The sequence below is a fragment of the Bacillota bacterium genome, from assembly GCA_018333655.1.
Classification (GTDB): domain Bacteria; phylum Bacillota; class UBA994; order UBA994; family UBA994; genus BS524.
In genome coordinates this window covers 1-23,456 of record JAGXTJ010000025.1, presented here as the reverse complement: position 1 = coordinate 23,456, position 23,456 = coordinate 1, and the positions used below count along the sequence as shown (strand labels likewise).

25 protein-coding genes and 1 pseudogene are annotated in these 23,456 nt (G+C 49.0%); 22 read left to right on the top strand and 4 right to left on the bottom strand.

Going from position 1 to position 23,456, the window contains the following annotated elements; translation table 11 throughout:
- The 10 genes and pseudogenes from KGZ92_05840 to KGZ92_05795 form a co-directional block, all read left to right on the top strand.
- Positions 1–1,096, top strand: a 1,096-nt coding sequence (locus KGZ92_05840; GenBank protein MBS3888809.1) for a transposase, incomplete at its 5' end; no start/stop codon positions are given.
- Positions 1,097–1,607: 511 nt separating this feature from the next.
- A complete protein-coding gene (locus KGZ92_05835) occupies positions 1,608–2,060 on the top strand; it encodes a hypothetical protein (GenBank protein MBS3888808.1) in 453 nt (150 codons plus the stop codon).
- A 52-nt stretch (positions 2,061–2,112) separates the two neighbouring features.
- Positions 2,113–3,093: a hypothetical protein gene (locus tag KGZ92_05830; protein MBS3888807.1), complete on the top strand. Its 981-nt coding sequence runs from the start codon at positions 2,113–2,115 to the stop codon at positions 3,091–3,093.
- A gap of 252 nt (positions 3,094–3,345) precedes the next feature.
- The gene (locus KGZ92_05825; GenBank protein MBS3888806.1) at positions 3,346–4,029 is read left to right on the top strand and encodes an ABC transporter ATP-binding protein; all 684 of its coding nucleotides are present in this window, start codon (positions 3,346–3,348) and stop codon (positions 4,027–4,029) included.
- Positions 4,029–4,451 carry a hypothetical protein gene (locus tag KGZ92_05820; protein ID MBS3888805.1) on the top strand — a complete coding sequence of 141 codons (423 nt, stop codon included), beginning with the start codon at positions 4,029–4,031 and terminating at the stop codon, positions 4,449–4,451. Before KGZ92_05825 ends, KGZ92_05820 begins: the two co-directional genes overlap by 1 nt.
- A 47-nt stretch (positions 4,452–4,498) precedes the next feature.
- Positions 4,499–5,083 carry a hypothetical protein gene (locus KGZ92_05815; protein ID MBS3888804.1) on the top strand — a complete coding sequence of 195 codons (585 nt, stop codon included), beginning with the start codon at positions 4,499–4,501 and terminating at the stop codon, positions 5,081–5,083.
- A 272-nt stretch (positions 5,084–5,355) separates the two neighbouring features.
- On the top strand, positions 5,356–6,666 hold the full coding sequence (locus KGZ92_05810) for a hypothetical protein (protein ID MBS3888803.1): 1,311 nt from the start codon (positions 5,356–5,358) through the stop codon (positions 6,664–6,666).
- A 290-nt stretch (positions 6,667–6,956) separates the two neighbouring features.
- Positions 6,957–7,526, top strand: a complete 570-nt coding sequence (locus KGZ92_05805) for a hypothetical protein (GenBank protein ID MBS3888802.1) — start codon at positions 6,957–6,959, stop codon at positions 7,524–7,526.
- A 2-nt stretch (positions 7,527–7,528) separates the two neighbouring features.
- Positions 7,529–8,351, top strand: a pseudogene (locus KGZ92_05800) (hypothetical protein).
- A 101-nt stretch (positions 8,352–8,452) separates the two neighbouring features.
- The gene (locus KGZ92_05795) at positions 8,453–9,907 is read left to right on the top strand and encodes a hypothetical protein (GenBank protein MBS3888801.1); all 1,455 of its coding nucleotides are present in this window, start codon (positions 8,453–8,455) and stop codon (positions 9,905–9,907) included.
- 297 nt (positions 9,908–10,204) lie between these two features.
- Here the strand turns inward: KGZ92_05795 and KGZ92_05790 are convergent, their stop codons facing one another.
- Positions 10,205–10,510, bottom strand: a complete 306-nt coding sequence (locus KGZ92_05790) for a hypothetical protein (GenBank protein ID MBS3888800.1) — start codon at positions 10,508–10,510, stop codon at positions 10,205–10,207.
- Between KGZ92_05790 and KGZ92_05785 the strand changes: the two genes are divergently transcribed.
- The 3 genes from KGZ92_05785 (at position 10,511) to KGZ92_05775 (ending at position 13,712) form a co-directional block, all read left to right on the top strand.
- Positions 10,511–10,726, top strand: a complete 216-nt coding sequence (locus tag KGZ92_05785; GenBank protein ID MBS3888799.1) for a hypothetical protein — start codon at positions 10,511–10,513, stop codon at positions 10,724–10,726.
- Positions 10,727–11,271: 545 nt separating this feature from the next.
- The gene (locus KGZ92_05780; protein MBS3888798.1) at positions 11,272–12,432 is read left to right on the top strand and encodes a radical SAM protein; all 1,161 of its coding nucleotides are present in this window, start codon (positions 11,272–11,274) and stop codon (positions 12,430–12,432) included.
- On the top strand, positions 12,429–13,712 hold the full coding sequence (locus KGZ92_05775) for an MFS transporter (GenBank protein ID MBS3888797.1): 1,284 nt from the start codon (positions 12,429–12,431) through the stop codon (positions 13,710–13,712). The genes KGZ92_05780 and KGZ92_05775 overlap by 4 nt, the downstream gene beginning before the upstream one ends.
- 13 nt (positions 13,713–13,725) lie before the next feature.
- Here KGZ92_05775 and KGZ92_05770 read toward each other — a convergent pair whose 3' ends face one another.
- Entirely contained in the window at positions 13,726–13,917 is a 192-nt protein-coding gene (locus KGZ92_05770) for a hypothetical protein (protein MBS3888796.1), read from the bottom strand.
- A gap of 220 nt (positions 13,918–14,137) precedes the next feature.
- Between KGZ92_05770 and KGZ92_05765 the strand changes: the two genes are divergently transcribed.
- Positions 14,138–14,743 carry a YcaO-like family protein gene (locus tag KGZ92_05765; GenBank protein ID MBS3888795.1) on the top strand — a complete coding sequence of 202 codons (606 nt, stop codon included), beginning with the start codon at positions 14,138–14,140 and terminating at the stop codon, positions 14,741–14,743.
- On the opposite strand, the gene KGZ92_05760 is transcribed toward KGZ92_05765, so the two are convergent.
- On the bottom strand, positions 14,675–15,943 hold the full coding sequence (locus tag KGZ92_05760) for a helix-turn-helix transcriptional regulator (GenBank protein ID MBS3888794.1): 1,269 nt from the start codon (positions 15,941–15,943) through the stop codon (positions 14,675–14,677). The two genes, KGZ92_05765 and KGZ92_05760, sit on opposite strands and share 69 nt — an antisense overlap.
- Before the next feature lie 395 nt (positions 15,944–16,338).
- Between KGZ92_05760 and KGZ92_05755 the strand changes: the two genes are divergently transcribed.
- The 8 genes from KGZ92_05755 (at position 16,339) to KGZ92_05720 (ending at position 22,956) form a co-directional block, all read left to right on the top strand.
- Complete coding sequence (locus KGZ92_05755; GenBank protein ID MBS3888793.1) at positions 16,339–17,082, top strand: hypothetical protein; 744 nt, start codon at positions 16,339–16,341, stop codon at positions 17,080–17,082.
- Positions 17,076–17,807 carry an IS21-like element helper ATPase IstB gene (gene istB, locus KGZ92_05750; GenBank protein ID MBS3888792.1) on the top strand — a complete coding sequence of 244 codons (732 nt, stop codon included), beginning with the start codon at positions 17,076–17,078 and terminating at the stop codon, positions 17,805–17,807. The genes KGZ92_05755 and istB overlap by 7 nt, the downstream gene beginning before the upstream one ends.
- Positions 17,808–18,435: 628 nt before the next feature.
- On the top strand, positions 18,436–19,515 hold the full coding sequence (locus tag KGZ92_05745) for a hypothetical protein (GenBank protein MBS3888791.1): 1,080 nt from the start codon (positions 18,436–18,438) through the stop codon (positions 19,513–19,515).
- A gap of 71 nt (positions 19,516–19,586) precedes the next feature.
- Entirely contained in the window at positions 19,587–20,081 is a 495-nt protein-coding gene (locus KGZ92_05740) for a hypothetical protein (GenBank protein ID MBS3888790.1), read from the top strand.
- Between the two features lie 233 nt (positions 20,082–20,314).
- Positions 20,315–20,881, top strand: coding sequence for a hypothetical protein (locus KGZ92_05735; GenBank protein ID MBS3888789.1), 567 nt, complete (start codon positions 20,315–20,317; stop codon positions 20,879–20,881).
- Positions 20,878–21,999, top strand: a complete 1,122-nt coding sequence (locus KGZ92_05730; GenBank protein MBS3888788.1) for an ABC transporter ATP-binding protein — start codon at positions 20,878–20,880, stop codon at positions 21,997–21,999. Before KGZ92_05735 ends, KGZ92_05730 begins: the two co-directional genes overlap by 4 nt.
- Before the next feature lie 271 nt (positions 22,000–22,270).
- The gene (locus KGZ92_05725; protein ID MBS3888787.1) at positions 22,271–22,582 is read left to right on the top strand and encodes a hypothetical protein; all 312 of its coding nucleotides are present in this window, start codon (positions 22,271–22,273) and stop codon (positions 22,580–22,582) included.
- A 107-nt stretch (positions 22,583–22,689) separates the two neighbouring features.
- The gene (locus KGZ92_05720) at positions 22,690–22,956 is read left to right on the top strand and encodes a hypothetical protein (GenBank protein ID MBS3888786.1); all 267 of its coding nucleotides are present in this window, start codon (positions 22,690–22,692) and stop codon (positions 22,954–22,956) included.
- Between the two features lie 249 nt (positions 22,957–23,205).
- On the opposite strand, the gene KGZ92_05715 is transcribed toward KGZ92_05720, so the two are convergent.
- The coding region (locus KGZ92_05715) for an AAA family ATPase (protein MBS3888785.1) at positions 23,206–23,456 on the bottom strand (251 nt) is incomplete at its 5' end.

Below are 23,456 nucleotides of genomic sequence, written 5' to 3'. Positions count from 1 at the left end.
GGGGTTACTCGGCAAAGAGGTTTTTGCCATTGACGGAACTAAGATCAAGGCGTCGAACAACAAGAAACTAAATTTTAGCAAGAAAAAGTTGGTAGCCCGCATCGCTAAAATCGATGAAAAGATCACCCTATTCGTCGCAGAGCTTGAGAAGAATGACAACGCTGAAGAGGCCACCGCACAGCGAGTGAACGTCGAGGAAGCTCTCGCTTCACTCAAGAAGCGTAAGGAAGAGTATGAGGCCTACCTTAGTCTGCTGGAGAGCACCGGAGAGAACGAGATATCTAAAGTTGACCCCGATTCTCGCCTTATGGGCAACAATCGCGGTGGCGTAGACGTGTGCTACAACGTGCAAAGCGCGGTGGATGCCAAGCATTGTCTGGCGGTAGAGGTTAATGTGACCAACAATCCGTCTGACCATGGGCAGCTTAGCGTAATGAGTAAGAGAGTTAAGAAGAGACTAAAGATAAAGAGATCCTTCACCGTACTGGCAGACAAGGGATACTACAATGGCGAAGACCTTCTGCGCTGCAAAAAGAACAAAATCGTAACGATAGTTGCTAGGCAAAAGGTAGGCCGGGAAGCTCCAGATAAGGAATACAACGCCGACAAATTCACCTACGTCGAGGGCAAGGATTGCTACATTTGCCCGCTTGGCCAAGTACTAAAACGCACCGGCACAAAGGAGAGCCGAGTATACCAGAACAAAAAGGCTTGCGAACAATGCCCCGAAAGGGCCAAGTGCACTACCGGTGAATTTAAGCGACTTAGCATTAGCCATTACCAGAGGATCTTCACTGCAACTGACAAGCGCTTGGCGGAGAACTTAGAGCTCTACAGGCGGCGGCAAACAATCGTAGAGCACCCTTTAGGGACAATTAAGCGCTCTATGAATGGCTACTACTTCCTGCTCCGCACCATAAAGAAGGTGCGGGGCGAAGTTGCGTTGCTGTTCTTCGCTTACAACCTAAAGCGTGTACAAAATATCCTCGGTCAGAAGGAATTGATGAAGAGACTTGCTGCTCTTCTTCTTTGTCTCTATTTTGGCAAGGCGAAAACTGTTGCCAGATTGCACTTGTTGGCCAGTGAGGGGGCCTAAAACACGCATTCTAAGAGTAGTGAAGGCTACTAAAACACGCATTCTCGCACAGTCTGACGGTTATAAAAGGGTCTAATCGGAAGTTTTGCGGCAAAAAGGCCTATCTGTCTGAACCCAAGACTGGCACCGTCTTCCTACGGTGCCAGTCTTGTCTTTCATGCCTAGAGGCGTTTGCCTGACATCCCTGACTGCCCCAGCGACAATTGTCACAATATTAGGGTAGTGTCACTGAACGAACTTTTGATAGGTTTGTGTTGTAAAACATGCATGGAGTAGGAGTGTAAAAATGCCTAAAGGAATATAGTTAAAAAGAAAACTAATAAGCTAGCGATTCAGAAAAATGTAACATAAATGTACTTGAAACTCGCGGAGTGGACGTGGGATAATAGCTTTGACTTGGTGTCTGTTTCCAAGATAGGATGTATCGTGGGTGGGGGAGGTGTAATCCAGACTGGTATGGGTAAAGCGCGCGGTAGTAATTGCTCTGGTACTCGCTGCTATCGGCGGAGTTATGTTTTCCCGCAGAGAAGAGCGTAAGGCAACTGACCGCGAGCGGTTAATCCGAGTTGGGCAGCAGTGGGCAGGTATTGTGCACAACTCCAATGCCCATTTCTCGCTGGCGGCCTCGTCTAGTTCTGGGGAACACATCAAGAATGTTCGGCTCGCGGGTATGAGTATTATGGCAGCCAGAGCAGCCGGCAACTGGCTAGTTGATGAATTGCAAAGACAAGGTATGTCTGCTGTTGCTGGGTATGTCAGCTACTTGGATGCTGTCGCTAGACATTCTATCGTGGCCTATTATGAAGGGCCGGGAGTTGACCCCGAGTTAGATCGAAGGCTCGGGATTATTATCGAGAATGTCCGCAGGATCGATGAGGCACTCAGTTGGGATTTGTGGACTGCTGGGGACAGAACAAGAATCCAAAGCGCCATCGACGGATTAGAACTCTTACCGCTAAGGTAATGAAAACGTCTAATGTAATAGTAGACAACAAAGTAGGGAGGCTGCTCACGATATGAGCGCGTTAAGCCTGATACTGCAAAATTCTCTTCGTGAGGACTGGAAGAAGTACATTTCATTCCTAATCACTATTGTGCTAGCAGTTTTGTTGGTGGCAGGGGCCCATGCTGCGAAAGTGGCCTTTCTTAATCTCGCTTATGACCCATTGGTTCGGTGGGAGGGCGGACAGATTACTGTCCTGCGTAGCACGAAGCGGCCAGAATTCACCCAAACAACTCAAGGGATTGTGGCCAGATGGTCTTTTATGCTGTTCCAACAAGAAGACATGCCGCCAGTTCTAAGAGGGCATGTTGTGAACCAACGGTTAGGGTTCGGCTCGTGGGGCGAGTGGAGAGGGCAAAAGCTAAACATAGGCCTCTCGGGTAGAGAGATGGCTCAAAGCAGGGTTCTACCAAGCGTTAGGAACGGAACATTGCCGGACCTTTCGGAAGGGGGCAGGATTAGTGAAGAGCATATCCCTGTAGCTGTGAACAATCCGACTGTTAACCTCAGAGTAGGTGATGTGCTCCGTATCTTTGTCCCTAAGATAGTAGAGTCCGGCGGGGCCATGAACTTTGCCGGATGGTCTGAAGTGGTTGAAGGCATCGACTATCTTGATTTTGAGCGGGGGCAGTACTCCGTGGTAAGAGTGGTGGCCATCGTGAGCGAGCCTTTCGGAGGTAGGAACGTTCTCATCATGCCCCTAGCAGATCTGCAGCGTTTGGCTGAAACTTCATACATCAACGCGCTGACAGTCTATCTACCGCTGGTCACTGAAGCTAATATCACTTCGCTGACAGAGGGAATTGAAGACTCCAAGGCGGGGTTCTACGCCGTGAGTGCCAGTGATGTGGTCTCTGGGATGTCTGCAGACATCGAAGGGCTCGAGCGTCATGCAGATAGGCTAATGTATGTCGTCTTTGTAGTTGCCACCATTATGATTACGAGTGTCCTCAGTCTAATTCTAGTTCAGCCAAACAGCTGTATGTCCAGTTAATGGTTCTGGGGTTTCGACGCAGGGAGCTCTTGGGGACCACTCTCTTTGAGGTGTTGGTGATTACTGCCTTGGGGCTCTTGCTGGGCGTAGCGATTCCATGCCTGATTGCAGCCCTTACAGGGGGTATGGCAGGAGTAGCGGGGCTTAGGCTCGAACGCTTCTTGGTGGTTATTCCAGTCGTTCTGTTTGCAGCGGGTGCAATGTCGTACATTTTAATACCTAAACATGCACAGTGCCAGGAGGTGTTGAAGAATGAGTAAGGAATATGTCGTATCTGTGCGGGGTTTGCGCAAGAAATACATACTAAATTCCAGGCCAGTAGAAATACTGGTTGATACTAATCTTGACGTTGAAAGCGGCAAGTTTATCGGGCTTGTCGATCCTTCTGGCTCAGGCAAGTCCACACTGCTACACATATTGGCCGGATTAGTTAGGGCAGACGCAGGTTCAGTCTCGGTCTGCGGCAGAGATATGATTAAGGCAACTACAGATGAGATACTGGAGATGAGACGTAAGGAGCTCGGCTATGTTTTTCAGGACTTCCGCCTGCTAACACGATTGACTGCCGTAGAGAACGTAATGTTGCCCCTGTTGGCGGCAAAAGTACCCTCCCAAGCGGCACGTAAAGCTGCTCATGACAAACTTGAGCAACTTGGTCTAAAGGAAAGAAGCTTTCATTTCCCGCGCCAGCTGTCGGGAGGTGAGCAGCAGCGGGTGGCATTAGCTAGAGCATTGGTCACACGACCTAAGGTTGTGTTGGCCGATGAACCGACCGGTAATCTCGACCAGAAAAACGCAGAAGACGTCATTGCACTGCTAGCCAGCCTTCCCGCCCAATTTAAGACCACGATCCTTTTGGTCACGCATAACATGGCGTTTTTAGATCATACAGACGCTGGATATCGCCTTGTCAACGGTAGACTGGAGGCCATGTAATGGGTGCACTGGCCTTGCGAGTTGCTTCGCGTGCTTGGAAGCGGGTGCTATTAGTTGCCCTAGCTCTAGCTATCGCTACAACTATTTTCGGGTACTACCGGGTGATGGTTGCGGGGCTAGGTGAGACGGCTTTTGCCATTACAACTCGTGCCATGCTCTCAGGCGACATACTGGCCTACCACGGGGCTTCATTTCCTGCAGCCCTTTCTGGCAACCTATTAGGTCTTGGCGAAATAGATAGATTATGGATGACACATCAAAAGAGGGTGTGGACTAGGCATGGCTCCGCCGCTGTATTGGCTGTAGCCTTGGATCAAGTGGTTCCCGACCCCGCACGTTTTTTGCGAAACGGCACCTTGCCGCAAGCAGACGGGGAGGTACTCATAACTGAACATACTGGGCGGGTATCGGATTATCTTTAGGCAGTACTATCTATACCGACAGCGACGTTAGCTACGAGGTTATAGGGGTGTTGAGGGATGGTGTTTCTATGCCCATCCCTTTTGGCCCGCATAGCAGTCAGCTGTTCATCTACGTGCAAGCCCGAGAGGATGCTAGGTTTAACCGTGCATATGTTTTTCTTCGAGACTCTGCCGAGCAGGGTCTAGCAGGCATTGTGGAACAAAAGATTAGAGACTTCGGCGGCATAACAATGTTGCAAGACGCTCACTCGGGGCCGCCTGTGAAACCGTTCATAGACCAGGTAGTGTTGATTATGAGTCTCCTAGTCCTCGTAGCCACCGTGCTTCTCCAGATCAACATGCTTGCTATTTCTCTGTTCGAAGCCAAAAAGGAGATTAATGCCATGCGGCTCTTTGGAATGACAGATGCAGACATTGGCCTGTTCTCTTACGTTGAAGTCGTGCTGTCTGGTGTCATCGCTAGCTTTATAATTGTCGTGATTTGGGTGTCGTTGTTCCGTCATTTGGTGCCGGTTGAGTTTCATCACCTTGTGCACACTAGTCTTCTTCTAGGTATTCTGGTCACTTGCATCACGCTTTCATCGGTGGGCGGCCTAGCTGTCTTCCGCATTGTTTCGGGTTTGGAAGATTGAGTAGGAAAAAGGACCTTGCCATGAAGGTTGTAACTATCGCAAGCGCAGACTTGTGATACAGATATGGATAAGATAGGCAATGCACAAGATGCCCTAGACTGCGAAAGTGCTAATTTGGCTTAAGGGGATGCGTGTTTCTGTGCTCAGTTTAGTCTGGTAGCCTCAAGGTTGTAAATTGTATGAGGTACTCTTCATATAGTGTCAAGTCATGTCGGCAGCAAGAAAAGACCCCTTGGCAGTAGAAGCAAATCTTCCCTGAGGAGGCAACAAAGATGAGAAACACGGTGCCGCTTTCGGCTGTCTTGTTTCTTGCGCTATTGACGCTAGTCACCCTTGCCGGGATCGCATTAGTACAGCGCACTGTGCCGGCTGCAGTTTCGAATGAGCAAAAAGAAACTGCGGTTGAAGCGGCTGAGTTAAAAGCGGTTACGCAGCTACTCAAGGCCCACTATCATCCTGGCGAGAGAATCTGGTTAGGTAAAAGTCTGTACAATTTGGGCGATGAACCGCTTGCTGTATGGGGCGTTGATTCTTTGCTTTTTTTTAGGATTTACGATGAGCAGAATCGGGTTGTTATATCAAAGATCCCGGAACCGCAGCCGGGCAGTCCGGTAGGAATGACCCTTAATCCCGGCGTGCCTGACTTTAGTGCGTCGTGGATCGAACACTATGCCTTCGCCTTAGACCGGCCGGGCAGATACAAGGTAGTAACCTGGGCAGAGCTTAGCGTGGATAATGGCTTGGCCGACAGGCTACAAATCTACGCCGAGCCAATGTGGATAGAGATTGTCACTGGAAGAAAGGTGGACTTTTGGCCGGTTGAAGTGCACGCGACAGCCAAAGCCCCAGAGGAGGTCAGGAACTGGGTTAATAATTCACTAAAATTTGACATGACTGATTTTGCTAATACCAAGGAATTTGGCGACAAGCAATATCTTTTTGTTAGAAGCGGATTAAGTGGCAGAGACGGCCCTAAGCCGTTCGAGCGTCTGGTGCAAATAGTTGATGTGCTTGTTATGACAGAAGAAGTAGTGGTAAGAGCTGCCTTCACCAAGCCTGCTTCAGCGGACCAATTATCTCCCGCTGCCCTTTATGATGTGGTATACATCAAGGCAACGGGATTGCCGGTTAGGTTTGTGCCCATCACCGACGCCGATGAAGAAATTTTTATCAAATCTATTGTCGGCATTCATTATCTTCCGGATATTGTCGCTCAGTCACGGTCAGTTAAGCTCTTCGCTCCCGCGCCGAGTGAGGCGGTGGGGCGTAGATTCACTGTATCTGGAGTGGCTACTACCTTTGAAGCTACCATTTTCTATGGGCTGGGTGAGGTTAATCGAAATTCTTTGGATGGAGGAAGTATAATGGCTGGACACACTGCTCCTGGTTTTACCAGAAACCCTGTGCTAACAGAGGAGCATCTAGTAGGAGCAACGTTTTGGTTGTATTTTACCTTTGAAGTAGAAGTGCCCGCACACGTAACGGACGGCGCGGGCTTGGTTCTAGCTGTTTATGCATATTCTCCTGTCGAGGGAGATATACAGGACTTTGTGTCCATTCCCTTGCGGCTCGAATCCAAGTAGGTGTCGAAATTGAATTTGATACTGGTATCATTATTCTACGGCCAATCAACAGGCGAAGGTATAATCTTGAAAATGTTGCTCTTGTTTTTGTTGTAGATGCCCGCCAACTCATAACGAGAGAGGTGGCTCTTGTGGGGCACCGCCATTAGCCAAATCTGAGTAGCACATTGACTACAAGGAGGAGTTGAAATGCGTAAATTGCGTAAGACATCAGTCCGCATCGTGCGAGCTACGGCATTAATGATTGCGCTAGGTAGCACGGCGGTGGCGCGGCGCCACTTGACGGCAAGATGAGCGGCAAATTACAGCGACTAATCATCGCCTCTCTCTGTGTATTCGTAGTCTTCACTGTGCTGCTTGCTCTCGTGCCGATTCCGATAAACATCGAGACCTATGCTCTTGAAATCGTCATGGCTGATGCGTCTCACATGGCAGAGAGAACAGTGAGAATACAAGGGTGGTACAATTTCAATTTTCTTGCAAACTGGCATGGTTTTAGAGGAACAATCGAAATGGCCGGGCATCCCGAAACTAATAGCCCATTAGCTTCTCCCCCTCTGCGCTTGTCGCCTGCGTCCTTTGAAAACAGGCGATTTGGGGCTGTGCGCAGTGAGTTATTGTTCTATGAAAGCATGCAGATACCTACAATCCCTCCGGGTACTGTTGTAGAAGTTTATGACCGACTACCTTTCGGAGTAATTTACACTAAGAGTTTTTTTCGAGAGTCTCTAATTGCCATTGCTAACGAGAAAGGCAGTATAAGGCTTTCTCACGCTCCCCTCATTGTTATTGGGGCGAAAACGAGAGAAGAGGCTTTGGCTGTGACGGCACGCCTCATTCCAACATTGCATACAGAATAAGGATGAATGCCTGTTTCGCCGAGGTTGCGCTTCCCTGTCAAGTCTCTCTTTTCCATCACAAGACACTGGCGGATGAGATCAATAGAGTCGTGAACGGGAGTGTGTTCATCTCTGACATCATGACTGACACAGGCGACGGGTTGTATATCAATCTCGGCCTGCTGTTGTCAGAGTATTGTATGCACAGCCTTGAGGTGGCCTGTTTCGAGGGCCTGGATAAGAGTGTCTTTAGGGACCGCAGACTGTTTGCCGGTTCTTTGCCCCACCAGCTGCATGAGGCCTATGCCTATATCGACATCTTTAACAAGACCAATGCTACCTTCGCAGGTCTTCTGCGCATTGATAAAAGAGACTATCCCCCTGAGGTAATCCGCGAGGCACTTCTAAATGCCTTGGTCCATTGTGAGTATGCCTTTAGCGGCAGGACACTTATTAACATTTACGAGGATAGACTGGAGTTTGTGTCGTTGGGTGGTTGCGCCAGGGCTGTCACTTGAGGATGTGCCGCTGGGTGTGTCGCAAACGCGCAATGAAAGGCTAGATAGCCTTTTCTATAGTTTGAGACTTATAGAGGCCTACGGAACTGGCGTGGCCAAAATCGTCTCGAGCTACCGTTATAGCACCCGCCAACCTGTACTAAAGGCTACTGAAGGTGCTTTTCAGGTTATATTGCCAAATCGGAATATTGCGGGTAGTCATAAATCTCTAGGTGTTGCCCAGCAAGCTGAATCATATCCGCTGCAGGGTACCTCGTGGCGGTGGGTAAGGGTAAGAATACGCTGTATAGGGCGACAAAGAGTTAAGAGGAAGAAGGCGCTGTTATGACAAAAGGGAGAAAGACTGTTCTCATTGCCGTGGCCGTGCTTTTGGTTAGCAAGGCATCAGTTTCCTTGTGAAAGGCGCCTATAGACTAAAGGAGGGTTAATATGTCCTCTAGCATTAGACTTGCCGCCGCGCTTGGGTTATTGGTTTTGCTGCTAGGCATGGTTGGCTGTGCACGGAAAATTGCGGACGATGGTGTTAGAGCGCCAGAAGTTGTTGCACCTCAGCCGACTACTCCGGTGGACGAAGTGGTCGATGTGGTAAGAGGCGAACGCGCAAGTATCTCGCGGGCACAGGCAGCGGCACTGAAATTGCACGGAGCGCCCCTCTCGCTACACCAGAACATCCTCGACATCAACTGGACGGATGCCGCTATCGACTACCCGCGCATCTATCTGTACAACTGGGAACAAGGCCAGTCGGAGCTGTTAGACATCCAGTCAGGCAGGTCCCTAGCGTCCGGCACGCGTCTTGTCAATACGCTGCGGGACAAGTGGAATGAGATTACGGACAACAAGTTTGGTGCTTTCGCAGACCATAAATTTGGTCTCGCCCTTTGGTGTGAGAACCAGTATGCGACGGCAAGTGTTACAGTGTATAGCGATGGTCTTCCGCAGGGCGACTCCGTCACGCAATTTGGAGCGCGTTGGCAAGGCTTTGTGCTGACGACGGCGCCAGATGCGCCAGCCATTACTGTCGTGGGCTATATCGGGGATGCAGGAGAAGTATCCTTCTTTAGAGCACATCAGGGGCGTCACGCGAGCCTTGCTTGGTCGCGCCGGGGAAACTACGTGGCGGTAACTGCCAAAGGCGAAAGCGGTGCCACTGCCATCTATGTCTACCAACGCGGCGTTCTCGACCCACTATTTACGGTGACCCCACGAGAGGTGCAACAATCACTGCAGGGGGTAAAGGGTCTAGTCATCTCACCGCATTCCGAAATTTGGGCATCGGATGAGCGCATCCTTCACTTTACTGCAGCACCGGCTTTACAGCCGCAAGGTTCACGTCGCTTCAGCATTTGGCGTGACGGTACAGGACTTGAAGTAATGCCGCCTAAACCCTTTGACGACAGGACATTACGCGAAGAGGATGCTGCCATGAAGGCTTACCGATTGACCGTAGAGCAAAGGTCGCTGAGTCGCGCGGCAGAACTGCCTCTATGCGTAGCTCTCGATGTGACTGGGTCGAGGCACGCTCTTAGGCAGAACGCACTAGAGCTACTGCAGGAAAAACACCTTCTAGATATAGGTGGCTTGTTCTTGGTGCTGGATCCGACGGAGCCTGTGGTCTTACCAAGAACACTCAGGGTCTGGCACGCTACAAACCATTACCATGGCCGCATCTTAGTTGTCTTGGACGAACAAGGGCGACCCCTAGCTGAGTATTGGTTATGGGAACATGGCCATTACAACGTGATACTGCAGCCCACTCTGCTCGATTTTTCTGCCACGCTCCCAACAAGCGGCCACGGGTACATTGTGGCCCTCAGCTGGAACGCGAAGGATGGGACCATGCCCCTTGAGGACGGGGTGCGAATTCCGGTGCGATTTCGTTAATGGGCTTTTGCCCGGGGACTCTGTGATCCAGGGGTCAGTCCCCTATGTCTCGCACAACTACATGTGTTCTACTATACTTACAATAAACAGGGGAAATTGTCGCAAAGTAAGACTAAGGGCTACCCGTCATGGACGGGTAGCCCTTAAACATGCGATTGCCGCTTGCTTCCGTCATGAGGCAATCCTATAGAGGCAGGAGGTCTCCATTCTCTACGCGGTAGCAGATGTCGAGTTCTGGCAGTAGCTGCCGGCCATGGTTGGTCTGTAGTCGCCCGGGGTAAAAGCTGTGCAGTGGAACTAATACTTTGAGGGCGATGGTGTCGCAGGTATACTGCAAGTGCTAGGGCAGGGCTTGGCCCGAGGGGCATGCCCGCCATGCAGGCGAAAGTCTCCTGTATAGAGAATCGAACCCCTGGTGTCTCGATGTGTGAGGTCGCTTTGGCGATGAAACTCGGTGAATCCGCGCGCACCTGCACCGAGCAGCCTTAGCAAAAACTCCTTCTGTGCTTCACTAAGGTGAGCTGCTTCCATCGTGTACTCGCTGTAGCTACTCCACTGAAAGTCAGCCGGGTCTGCTACTAGTCGCGCCTGTAGAGGATTCATGTGCCTCACGCTCAGCAAAAATACAAGAAGAACAGTCCCTTTTGGACAGTCGAGTTTGTCGCCACAGTGAAGAGTATCTATGAGGGCGTAGTTCATCCCACCATTAATCTCGAGCACCATGATCCCGACTGTGACCTAGGCGAGGTAGCAGAAGGCGCGCGGCAGATGCCTATACGTGCCGCCCTGAAAAACTCCTTGGGTTTCGGGGGGACATAATTGTGGCCTCGTAGTTAAACCCGCTCCCTAGATACGTTTGGTTGCATAGCTGCCTTCCTCCAGTGACAATTGTCACAATGTTAGGGTAGTGTCACTGCACGAACTTCTGATATGGTTATGTTGCGAAACATGCATGGAATAGGAGGTGAAAATTGCTGAAGGACGATAGCTGCAAATTCCACTGATAAGCTAGCGATTCAGAAAAATGCAATATAAATATCCTTGACATTCGGGGGGGGGTGGGGGGATGATAGTTTTGACTTGGTGTTTGTTGCCAAGATAGGATGTGTCGTAGGTGAGAGGAGGTGACATAATGGTTCACGTGTTTGGTTGCGATGCAGCAAAGAAGAGCAAAAAAAAGAAAAAGAAGTAAACGGATGGCGTAGTAGGCGTGGATGTTTGCACTTGTAGAGCCAGTAAACATCCGGAAAGCAGACCCCCCTACTTTAAGGGCAATTCCATTGCGGGGAGTTGTGGGGTCTACTTCTCTTTCAGGGGTTTCTCGCCCAACAGCTTTGTAACAATAGATGCGAGGTGTAAATAGTGTGATTTTCGTCACGAGAAAAGATGGTAGTGTGGCTGGAATGGATGTATTTAACAGGCGCTATTCTGTGGGATTTTCTAAATCGGATGTAAAAACGAACCTGAAAGAACAAGGAGTCATGTTCAAATCATACAGGGAATACCTTGAGTATATCAAAAGCATCGACTACATTCAGACGATATACTACAACTTAACCCACGTTTGCGGATTGTCATGTCCTTACTGTTATGCACCTAAGGATGGTAAATTTGTGACCTTATCGATGAACAGGCAAATTACAGACAGGCTTGTTGAGTTAAGCGTACGGAATATTGTCTTAGTTGGCGGAGAGCCCTTTAATCATCCAGATCTGCGTAAAATAATACAAAGGCTGCACAGTGTCGGCCTGCAATCTATATCTATACTAACTAATGGTATAGCAATAAGTGACGATTTGCTTTGTCTTATTGATGAACTCGACATCGAAATACAGATTTCACTTGACGGCTACAACGAAGAGACAAATGCTCAGACTCGTGGAGAAGGAAACTTTGCTCGCGTTATGAACACTATCTCCAGGTTAGAAGCGATTGGGGCTGAGTTTTCGGTCATGAATACGCTCACTGCCAACAATATTGCACATGCGAAATGTTTTGTGGATTTTTTCAACAGTAGAGAAATTAACTTTGGTTTTTTCGTCGTTAAAAAAGTTAAGGACGAGTTGCGTCCCAAAATAGAACACTTGCTAGCCCTGTACCACTATCTCTTGTCATTGGGATATAGCGCCGCTAATGTGTTTGATTGCGTAAAGTCCTCTGAGCAGATGAAGCTCCAAGAGACAGGTTTTCCGATAACTCATTGTGGTGCAGGCATTACTGACTTTGTCCTCACGCCAAATGCCGACGTGTATCCTTGTCTTAAAATGCTTGATGACGACAAGCAGGTAATATGTAATTTGCTTGACAATGACAGTATAGATAGAATTAAACGGAATCGAGACAAGGCAATATGCAGTGATTTAGTAGATAATTTGCCGCGTTGCGCGAAGTGCAAAATTAGGTATATCTGTGGGGGTAGTTGCAGGGCCGATCAGTCGTTTATTTCTAACAATCACCATTCCTATTCACAATGCCAGTTGCAGAAAGCAAACATAAAGTTTTTCTTGGAGAACACGGGGAAATGATTAAAGCAAAAAGAATGGTCATTCTTTCCATCGGCATTGGGGCATTGACATTGTTCGCCTTGCAGCTGTTCGGCCTCAATATACTATGGCTCGCTTTAGGTGAAGGTGGCGGTGGTTTTGGTAGCGTAGCTACCATTATAGGTGCATCATTTGTCTTGAATGCATTTTCATCTCTAATAATAGGCGTCCTTGTCGACAGGTTCCAAAAGAAAAAGACTATCGTGGTCAGTCTTGTTGCTTGTGCAGTCCTTGCATCCACATGGATTATGATAGGCGAATTCCTAGTAGTGGCAGTACTAGTGTATTTGGCCATTGATTTGGTTTCGGACTTGTATAGTGATGCGTTTACAGCTCTAGTTGCTGAAAAACTTACGAAACAAGAATACGTTAAGCTAGGTGCCTTAGAGTTGATGTCGAATAATGCTGTCGCCGTGGCAGGTAGAATTGCATCGGCAGCCCTAATTGCATCTGCCAGTCAAACGGTAGTTTTCGGCGTGGTCGTCTTTGTCCTTTTGCTGTCCGCCATGATATGCCAACTTTTCTTGCCCGAAAGTAATATACGAAGGAAAGAGTCCACGAAAAAGAAGGAACGCCTAGGGCTATCGATCAAAAATATTGCCTCAGTAGTACAGTCATCGTGGGGATTCGTTCGAGACAATATCATCCATGAAAGGAAAATAGTCGTTTTTATGGGAATACTGTTTTTTCTGAACCTTGACTATGCCTTTATCCCGACCCTATTGCCTTTTTTTATTATGAGCGAAGCGGCAACGCCTTCGTTGGTGTATGTCGCTATCATGAGCTCGGGAAATGATATAGGAGAATTTTTAGCTGCCAGTATCGTTTTAAAATATGGGCATTGGGTATCTCGATTGACCAAAATAGGCCTTGCAGGAAGTGCGCTGGTCTTCACGCTTCTGCCTTTCGTGTATCAGGCTCCAGTTGCTGCGACTCTAATCTTTATTGTTTACGGCTTCTTTGACACATTAACTCAGCCCTTCTACAGTTACTTTGTTGCATCCGTTGCGGCTGACAAGAGAGGACGCATACTAGGTGTGGTGAACTTTGTTGTATTGTTGGCATCCCCGCTAGGGATACTCCTGGGAACACTCATTAGCAGGTACGGCATGATCCCCTTGACCATTAGTATAGTGGGCATTTTTGCGGCAGCGACGCTAGTAGTTTCGCAATCTACAATATATGGTAGAGTGAAGCTAGACCCTGACGAGGGAGAGGATGAAGACGAAACGGAGGATGAAGAAGAGGCGGATACCGAATAATCTATAATGGTTTTTAAAACAGTAAATTGACCGGGGACTGCCCCCCGAGGGAAAGAGGAGGTGCGTTATGGGCAAGAAAGGTTCTGAGCTTACCAAAAAAGTCAGTTGTCTCGATGACAGTATCGGAGATCGAGAGCTGTTTTTCGATGGTGAACTGGCCGAGCTCGAGAAAATCAACGGCGTTTGTAATAAATAGCGTCTGCAAGGAGTGCCTTCCTTTCGCCCATGCTCACCCTGCTTCTTACCAACGCAACGTCTTCCGCAATATTTCGTAGCCGACCAGAACAAGAGCACGCCATGGGACAATGAGGGACTATTGGTGCTGTTGTTTTTAAAAGGGAGGGACCAAGCCATGGGGCATTGTCATCATCCGCTATGACAACGGTGGTTTCCTTGTCAGTCAAGGCTTAGGCAAAGGAACGGGGATGCAGTCCTTCGACTACACTCGCATGTTAAGATATTCTACCAACAATGGCACCGCAATCGGTACAGATTTCGCCGAGGCTGCGATTCATGCCATAAATGAACGCATCGAACGTGATGCTGAAGGCTTGTTCTTAATCCGCACTTTCCTTCGGGATACACCCAAACCAATGCGGCTCGTTCCTGTCGAGTCACTCCCTTCCCGTCTCAAGACACTGGCTGAAGACATCAATAGACTCACTAATGAAAGGATGTTTATCATTGACATCACTACTGACATAGGTGTGCCGTCCTTCTGCGTTATGTTGAACGAGCAGTCACATCTCCTCCAGCCTTGCGGCTTCGGCACATCATTATCTAAGGAGTACGCACTTGAGCGTGCTCTGTTGGAAGCCTTGCAGGACTTCCATTTGGCGTACTTCTTGGCATGCTCAAGGCTGCTGGTTTCGACGCTTTTTGCTCTGTCGATTTTATGTCATCAGAGGGGATCACATGCCTCAATGTCTGCCTGGGGTGCCAAGTATGGTGAACCGGTGAATTTACTTCAAGCTCACCGCCGCCTTGAGCAGGGCCAGTGCTCCCGCTATGTCACCATGTGCCTCGAGTAGCTTAGCGCCATACTCAAGCACATCAGCACTGTGGCGGTGATGTAGCAGGCGCTGAAATCTCGCGGCAAAGTCTTCTATCACGGGCCTAATCATTTGCGGGGCTGCCCCGCGCAATGTGTTTTTGGCGATGGCCCACCTGCATTTCAGTTTGAGATAGTCATCTTCTAGATCAACTTCACTAACAACCTTGTGTAGCCTCTCTTCAAGCGACCGGCAAAGTTCTTCTGGGTAGTCTTCTTGGTCAGCTAACGTCAGCAGGTAATCCGTTAAGCCTAGGGCCACAAGCCTCGGCGAAACAGTGGTTTTCGCTAGTTGTTCCTTAAGTACCCTTGTCGCTTCTTCATGTCTATTGACCCGAATAAGACAAAGTCCCCGGCTGACCTCGCATTGCGCATGTAGCTCGTTGTCTCTCCTATCCTTCGCTAGAAAAGACGCCTCCTCAGCCCAAAGCAAGGATTCAGCCAAATTGCCCTGTTCTTCGGCGCAGATAGACTTGCCGTGGTAAAGCCTAATTATGGTATCCAGATCATTCTCGTCCCGACAAGCAAGGGCGGCGTTGTAGTGCTCTTCAGCTAACTTTGCCTTGCCTAGGCCCAAGTAAGCGTTGCCTAGGAGGTTTAAGGTTAGCCGCTTCTCACGCTCCTGCTCGGGCAGACGAGATATTATGGCCAACGCTCGCTGGCCAAGCTCAACGGCTTGTGCGTTTAGGTTAGCCAAGTATGAAGCGTGCGCGCCTCCGTGTAAAGAGTACCACTGTTTTAGCGGCAAGTTTAACTCCTCATATAGTGACTCCGCCAACAGCGCATGATTAACAGCGCTGAAGGCATGGCCATCTTCTTGTTCTAGCCAAGAGTATAGGTCATGATATCGCGCCCTCAAAGCTACAGATAATTGCTTGTGAACTAATTGCACTTCGCGGAGGGCCTTACGAGCGCCTGCCATGTCCCCTATCCCAACTAGGCTGTAAGCTTGATCGATTCGGATACTAGCTCTCGCCTCAACCGCCTGCTGCTCGTTTTCGAGAAAATAATCTAGCGGCTTTCCTAGGCGCTCCGCTAAGGCCCCAATAGTCGCAAGTGAGGGCCTACGTTTGTTGCGCTCAAGTTCGCATATGTACGAACGGGATAACAACCCCTGAGCCAGTTCCTCCTGGCTCAGACCCTTTTCAAGGCGCGCGGACTTGATGCGTTCGCCTAACATCCCCTGACCTCCTCCAGTGACAATTGTCACAATGTTGGGGTAGTGTCACTGAACCTGTTGCTGGTATCATTATACTACGATGTGTCAGTAAAAGGAGGTAGAACCTTGAAAAAATTGCTATTGATTGTGTTGGTATTAGTGTTGACGCTAAGCGTTAATGCTCATGCAGAGATCAATCCGAGACCCTGTTCGCTTTTTATCTCTCCAAATTGCCGCGACCCTATCCGGCCAATCTGGCCCGCACCGACCCGAAAACAATTCCCATCGATCGAGTTCCAGTACCCAAACACAGCGCAGTCGTTAGAGCCTGGGGCATCATCACTCGCACTGACATGAAACATATGTAGTCGGATCGCGTAGAAGGAAAGGTAGGCTACCACCGGCGCAATCTCTTGGTGCCAGTTCCCGAGATAAGAAGTCTGCAGGAGTTTAACCAAGCGCTTCTTAATCGTTGCGATGAGGACATGCGCCGGGAACATTACCGCAAAGAGGCCTCAATTGGTGCGTTGTTTAAAGGTGACCAAGCTGCCCTCTTAAATCTCCCCTCGGTTCCTTATGAAGCCTGCAAATACCTCGCAATAAAAGTCAATACCTACGGCAAATTATGCCTCGAGGGCAAGTACACTTATTCAACAGCGCCTAAGTTTGCCAATGCCGCAGTACGTGTTAAGATAAGCGCTCATGAAGTGGTTCCGTTTGACGAGAAAGGGCGGGAGATAGTGCGGCATGAGCGACTCTACGGATCCAAACAAGAGAGCATGCACTGGTTGCCATACTTAGTTCAGCTCTCGCGTAGCCCTAGAGCGCTAAAGTATTCTGGGATCTATGCCATGCTGCCTGACCCGCTCAAAGACTACGTGGAGAAACGCTCGCTAAGTGAGCGAGGGATGGTGTTACGAACAATAGCTAGACTATGCGAAAGCAGCAGCTTCGAGCAAGCTGTGAGCGCGGTCTCCTTGGCCATAAAACATGACGTCTTAGATAGCGACAGCTTACGGGCGTTACATAGTCATCTTCACAATATTATCCCGAACCTAGAACCCTGCAAGCTTCCCCAAGGAGTGTCTGATGTAAACGCTTTCTCCTTTGACGCTACTCTATACGACAAGGCCTTTCTGAAAGGACGTGGGGTATGTTGAGAGAAGAGTTGGTCGCCTGCTGCAAAGCCCTCAAGCTCGGAGCAAGCCTTGTAGAAAACAGTGCTCTTGTTTCTGCCCCCACCCACGAAGAGTTTCTCTTAAAAATACTCAGGCTCGAAATGGAATACAGAGAGCTAACCCGCCGAAACAGACTCCTTAAAGGTGCCGGGTTCTACAACATAAAAACCCTTGCTGATTACCGATTTAACGACATCAAGTTGCCATCTGGCTTAGAACCACATCACCTTAAGGACCTATCCTTCGTAGCAGACAAACGCAATCTTATACTCTACGGGAATGTGGGCACTGGGAAAAGCCATCTGGCTACGGCCCTCGGGGTAGAAGCCTGCAACAGAGGCCTTGAGGCTCGCTTCTTCAGGACAGCCGCACTCGTCAACAGGCTTACAGAAGCTAAAAAAGGTGGTGAGCTCTCCGCTTTTCTCAAACAGCTAAACAAAGCTGACCTTCTCATTTGTGATGAGTGGGGATACGTTCCTCTAGAACGCGAAGGAGCGCAATTGCTCTTTCAAGTCATAGCTGACTGTTATGAACGCCGGAGCGTCATCATCACGACTAACCTAGAATTTAGTCGCTGGGTTAACGTATTCTATGACGAACAGATGACTGCGGCCCTCATGGACAGACTAATCCACCACAGCTACCTACTTATCTTTGACGGGCCAAGCTGGCGGATGCGCAACTCTCTCATGCGCCAACCCGACTAAGAAATTCCCCACCGGTGCCTGGGGAAAAAACTTTGCAAAACTGGGGAAATTCCTATTGCAAAAAACAAGACGGCGTAAACTGACCGGGGACTGCCGGTAAGCGTGGCCTGAGCCGCATTGACGGACGTTGTGATGGGAGTGAGATTCGTCATGGGCTCTGCCCCGCGCGCCCCGAGGAAAATAAGAGGTGCGTTATGGGCAAGAAAGGTTCTGAGCTTACCAAAAAAGGTAAGCTGTCTCGATGACAATATCGGAGATCGAGAGCTGTTTTTCGATGGCGAACTGGCCGAGCTCGAGGGAATCAACCGCGTTTGTAATAACTGGCAACTAAACAATCACTTCGGTACTGGCATGAAGACTACGGCTGCGAATGAGACTGTCGCTGTGAAGCAGCGTCCCCAGTGGGGTGATGCCAAGCACACCACTAGGGATCATGTGTGCATGGGTGTGGGCCTAACGTCTGCAAGGAGTGCCTTCCTTTCGCCTATGCTCACCCTGCTTCTTACCAACGCAACACTTTCCGCAATATTTCGTAGCCGACCAGAACAAGAGCACGCCAAGGGACAAAGAGGGACTATTGGTGGTAGCCCAATCTGAGTAAGCATAATGACTACAAGGAGGAATTAAAATGCGTAAATTACTAAAGACATCTGTCAATATCGTGCTATGTACGGCATTGATGATTGCGCTAGGTAGCACGGCAGTGGCGCGACCCCACGACTTAACACAGCCGCCGTCAACTTCAGAGGCGTTGGATTTAGCGCGTATTCAAAACATGCCCTTCTTTGTTGCAGAAGTTGAGAGCTCTAATGAATTCACATGGGAAACTATTAACAATCTCCTTTGCGAAATCTACGATCTGCAATCCGAGGATTCGCGACTTTTCCATGAGAACGATATTTCTAGCGAAGCCCAGCAGAAAATGAGTCAAGCAGGGATACGGCAGCTTGACTATGCTCAAGTGCTAAGTTTGACAGACGATCCACTGTATCTGCCTGCATTTGCACGACTACACGAATTACTCGCAGACAATAATTCTGTTCGCTTCGTCACCTTTTTTGCGCCAGCTAACACAACAAATACGGACCGCTATGGTTGGCTCTTCGCACGACATGGGGAATTCGAGTTTCGCTATCACGATGTAGCGTTTAATTTTGAGACACACTGGTTCACTCACACCAATACAATCATGAATTGGAGCCAACTTGCGTCAGCAAGCGCATCCCTTTTTGTGGATGTAATTGGTGGCCCTGTTTCAAGTGTTGCTACGGCATTAGGTCATTTGGCTAATTTTGGTGGCATCATCAATGTGCCCTTTAACATTCGCATAACAAATACAACGACACCTAGAACAGGCATCAGACATAGAGTCACGGGAAATCTTGTCGATAGACTTATTCTCATAGAGGATAGACGCAACAGGGAGTCTGTCAATGCCTTTGTCGGAGGGGCTAGTTTAGAAATGTTCAACGGACGTTCACATCTGGAGTTGACCCATCCAACTCGAGTCAGTGGTACGCGCATAGAGTTGACTGATGTGATTTATGCAAGTAGTCCGCAGGTTCAAACTCGAACACCGAAGTGGAGCGGGAATGCCGCTCTATTCAATGAGCTGATCAGACGGCACAATTCGAGCAATGAGTGGTGGATCCTCTATACCGAACGATTAAATCTTCATTCTTTAGTTCTGCAACTGACGGCAAGATGAGCGGCAAATTACAGCGACTAATCAAAGCGGCTCTCTGTGTCATCGCATTACTCGCGGTGTTGTTTGCTATCGTGCCAATTCCGATAAACATCGATACATATGCTCTTGAAATCGTAGTAGCTGATGCGTCACATGTTGAAGAGCGAATAGTTAGAATGCGCGGGTGGTACAGCTTCAATTTTCTTGTAGACTGGCATGGCTTCAGAGGAACAATTGAAATTACAGGGCATCCCGAAACCAATAGTCCATTAGTTTTCCCTCCTCTGCGCTTGTGGCCTGCGTTCCCTGAAAACAGGCGATTTGGGGGTGTGCGCAGGGAATTGTTGTTCTATGAAAGCATGCAGGTGTCATCGATTCCTCCAGGTTCTGTTATAGAAGTTTATGACGTGCTTCCTTTCGGAGTAATTTACACTAAGGGGTTTTTTCGAGAGGCTCTAATTGCGATTGCTAAGGGGGAAGGCAGTATACGTCTTTCCCAATCTCCCCTAGTTGTCCTCAATGCTACAACCCGAGAAGAGGCAATGGCTGCGACCCTGCGCCTCATTCCAGACTTGTATGCAGAGTGAGGATAGATGTCTAGCAAGAACCGTCAGACTGTGTGAAAAGTCCCCGCTTTCGCGAAATGATCGCCAATCATCGACGCGAAGAAGAAACGTTTGTTAACCACAGAGTACACAGAGAAAAGCAAGAGAGAAACAAGGAACTAGTTAAGCAAGCCGCATCGTGCTGCGGTGGAACAGCATTTGACTGCAAACTTGTACGGTAAACATCTCTGCGCCCTAGCAAAGGAGGAATGCCCATGAGGCTGTGGTCGAGATTGGGGTACCTGCGATACGCATTTAAGCGGGTTCAATTGCTGTTCTTACTCGCCGGACTTACCGTATTTCTTGGGGGGGGCATTGCACTCCTTCCACCTTACCTTACAAAGCTCATGTTTGACCGCGGTGTGGACACCGGAGACGAGGGTGCGATTGTGCTCTATGGGCTTTTAGCAGCCGGGGCGTACCTCTTAGGCTCGGCTCTACGCATCGCAGACACAGTTTTGTCGAGCATTGCTGGCAGCCATTTCATCATGCATCTAAAACGCCAGGCGATGGAGCGCCTACTGCAAATGCAGCTTGAGTTTTTCGATAAGCACCAAAGTGGATACTTAGTCAAGCAATTAGACCAAGTTAGCCAACTAGGAGGGCTCGTTTCGCCGGTACTCTTCACGTTCGTTAGTGGCCTTATTCAAGGGGTAGGGGCTTTGCTGCTAATACTCCGAATCAGTGTTGAGGTTGCCGTAATCGCCCTTCCCTTTATGGTTGCTTTCTTTTTTCTAGCGAAAAAGGTGGCCCTTCACCTGAGGAGACTACAGGGCAGTTGATGGAACTTGGCGCACACGCACAAGGGTCCGTGCAAGAGACTATTTCCGGCATAGCTGAGATTAAGCAATCCACTGCAGAAAGTCGTAAGGCGGAGGAGTCAACGAAGCATTTTGCGGGGATTGCCGGCCAAGAAATCCGGCAATCTCTCGGTGTAGGGGTCGGAACGGGGACTGTGGAGTTTCTAGCTTACTTACTCACTGTGCTTGTCACCATTCTCAGCGGTATATTCATTGTCAGAGAGCGGCTAACAGTGGGTGACTACTTGGCACTTGTTGCGTATATAAGTCAATTAACCCTGCCCGCGCTCGCCTTTAGTTCATTATTAATGGTTACACGACCTGCGATTGCCGCCTTCAAACGCTTAGCACCACTTTTCGACGGGGCAACAGAAAGCGAGTTTGGTGGAAATAAGGTCGTAAGTGCACTGATAGGGGACATTTCATTTGCCGACGTATCCTTCGCTTATGAATCAGGGAAAGAACCTGTTCTTCAATCATGCAGCTTCGAAATTGCCCCCGGCGAGTGTGTGGCGCTCCTCGGTAAGAACGGGGCAGGAAAATCAACCATCGTAAGATTAATGCTCGGGTTCTATTCGCAATACCAAGGCGGGATTTTTTTTGATGGCACTGAATTGCGGGATTATAATCTCAGTTCCTTACGGCAAAGGGTGGGGATAGTCTCGCAAAGCGTGACGATCTTTACAGGGAGTTTGTGGGATAATGTTAAAATGTCAAGGCCCAGTGCCTCCAAGGAAGAGGTAGAAAGCGTGTTAGACCTAAGTGGATGCACCGAGCTGTTCAAAGGCCTACTAGGTGACATGCAAATTACAGAAGGTGGCAAAAACCTATCGGGTGGCCAAAGGCAAGCAATTTCCATTGCGCGCTGCTTGTTAAAGAATCCCGACGTTTTGATTTTCGATGAAGCAACCACGCATTTAGATACGCATGCACGTCAAATAGTAATACACGCCTTCAAGCACGTGCTTTCCAGAAAGACTAGAATTCTCATAACTCACGATGAAGATGTCGCAAAAATTGCCGATGCCTTTTTGCACCTAGAAGGAGGAACTATCACGAGGCACGAACATTTGCCGTTCAGTAGCGACCAGGACGGGTAGCTTGTGGCACTGGTCCAGCTATTTCTTTTTTCTTTGTTGCTAGCAAGCTTTGCCCTTCCTCTACAGTCGTCGTGGCGCAAAGGCCTTCTGTCGTAGTTTTGCGTGAAAATTCACAAAAAATGATTGATATCAGGGGGGATGCTATAATTTTCCTAATAACTTGTCGGTTTGCAGATTTGCAAGCATGTTGGGTTCCAGCGCGAAGTTATTGCACAGTATGCGTGTGGTCGTATAGCTGCCCCACGGAACACACTAGGGAGGCTGATGCAGTATGAATGCAGTGTTGCCTTATGTAATACCTCTTTTCGTGGCCTTTCTCTTGCAACAAGTAGTGTTCTCAAAGAAAGAAAGCCACTTTAACGTCTTGGTAGTGACGGGCCTCACGGTGTCTTACCTGGTTTTGGGGGTGCCAGAGTTGTTACTGGCTTATCATGTTTGGATTAGGATGTTTCTTCATTACTTGAACATCTTCTTAATACTGCGCATAACAAGCCTTAATCCTACCAAGCCTGATTTTACAGCACTGGTTATCATGGCTGTCGTGGGTGTAATCTGGGCGCTACTAAGGTACGTGCCAGTTTAATGATGGCGTGCCGTGACCGCGTATTGGAGTTCAAGTCGCACATATTGTAGAAGTGGGTATTGGACAGATAACTGGCCTACACAATTTCGTAGCAGGGAGGAAGCGGAATGAACCAGATTCTTGAGTTGTTGCCACCAGCGGGCATAGCGTTACCACCGATTGGTGTAGGGGTAGTAGCAGCGCTGTTTTCGTTTTACTTCCTTTGGCGCAGGCCGCTGAACCTTCATGTGACAGTTGCTTTGCTCGTTGTGTGGGTGTTGCCAAGCCTATTCTCGTTAGCGACTTTCGAATGGTTGCATCAACAACACGTGTGGAGGGTGAAGTATGGACTGGTTACTGATCAGCGGTCCTTCAATCCTTGGCCTTATTTGTAGTGGGGCTCTTTCGCACTATTGGCTAGGGAAAAGGAGTATACATTTGCATGTGTTTGTAGCGTTAGTCCTTTCTGGGCTTCTGCTCTTCACGGTAGAGGAATGGTCGTCGTTGCTTCTTTTGCACCGCGTGGGGCGATCCATTCTATTCGGGCTCAACGTGCCATTGCTGTCACGGGCGTTTTCAGGGGTGCGGGTTTCATGGAATCAAGACACATTCACTGGCTAACTGTCCCCTATGTCTCACGACAACTACTCGGGCGCGATCTGCGGTGAGCTTGTTCGTAAAAAGGTGGCTTTCTCTGCATGCCCCAGTAGATAAAGAAACGCATATGCAGGGATGCGATAGATCTTGTCTGGAGCGCTGGCCACTGGCCCATAGTCGTCATCCTTTTTCGTAATGACTAAGGCACGTGAGGCCTCAGAGGCGTGTTTTACTATGGCCTGTGAACGGTCGAGGTCGTAGCTTTCACGGTATTTAACTTCGATAAGAATCCTAGCCC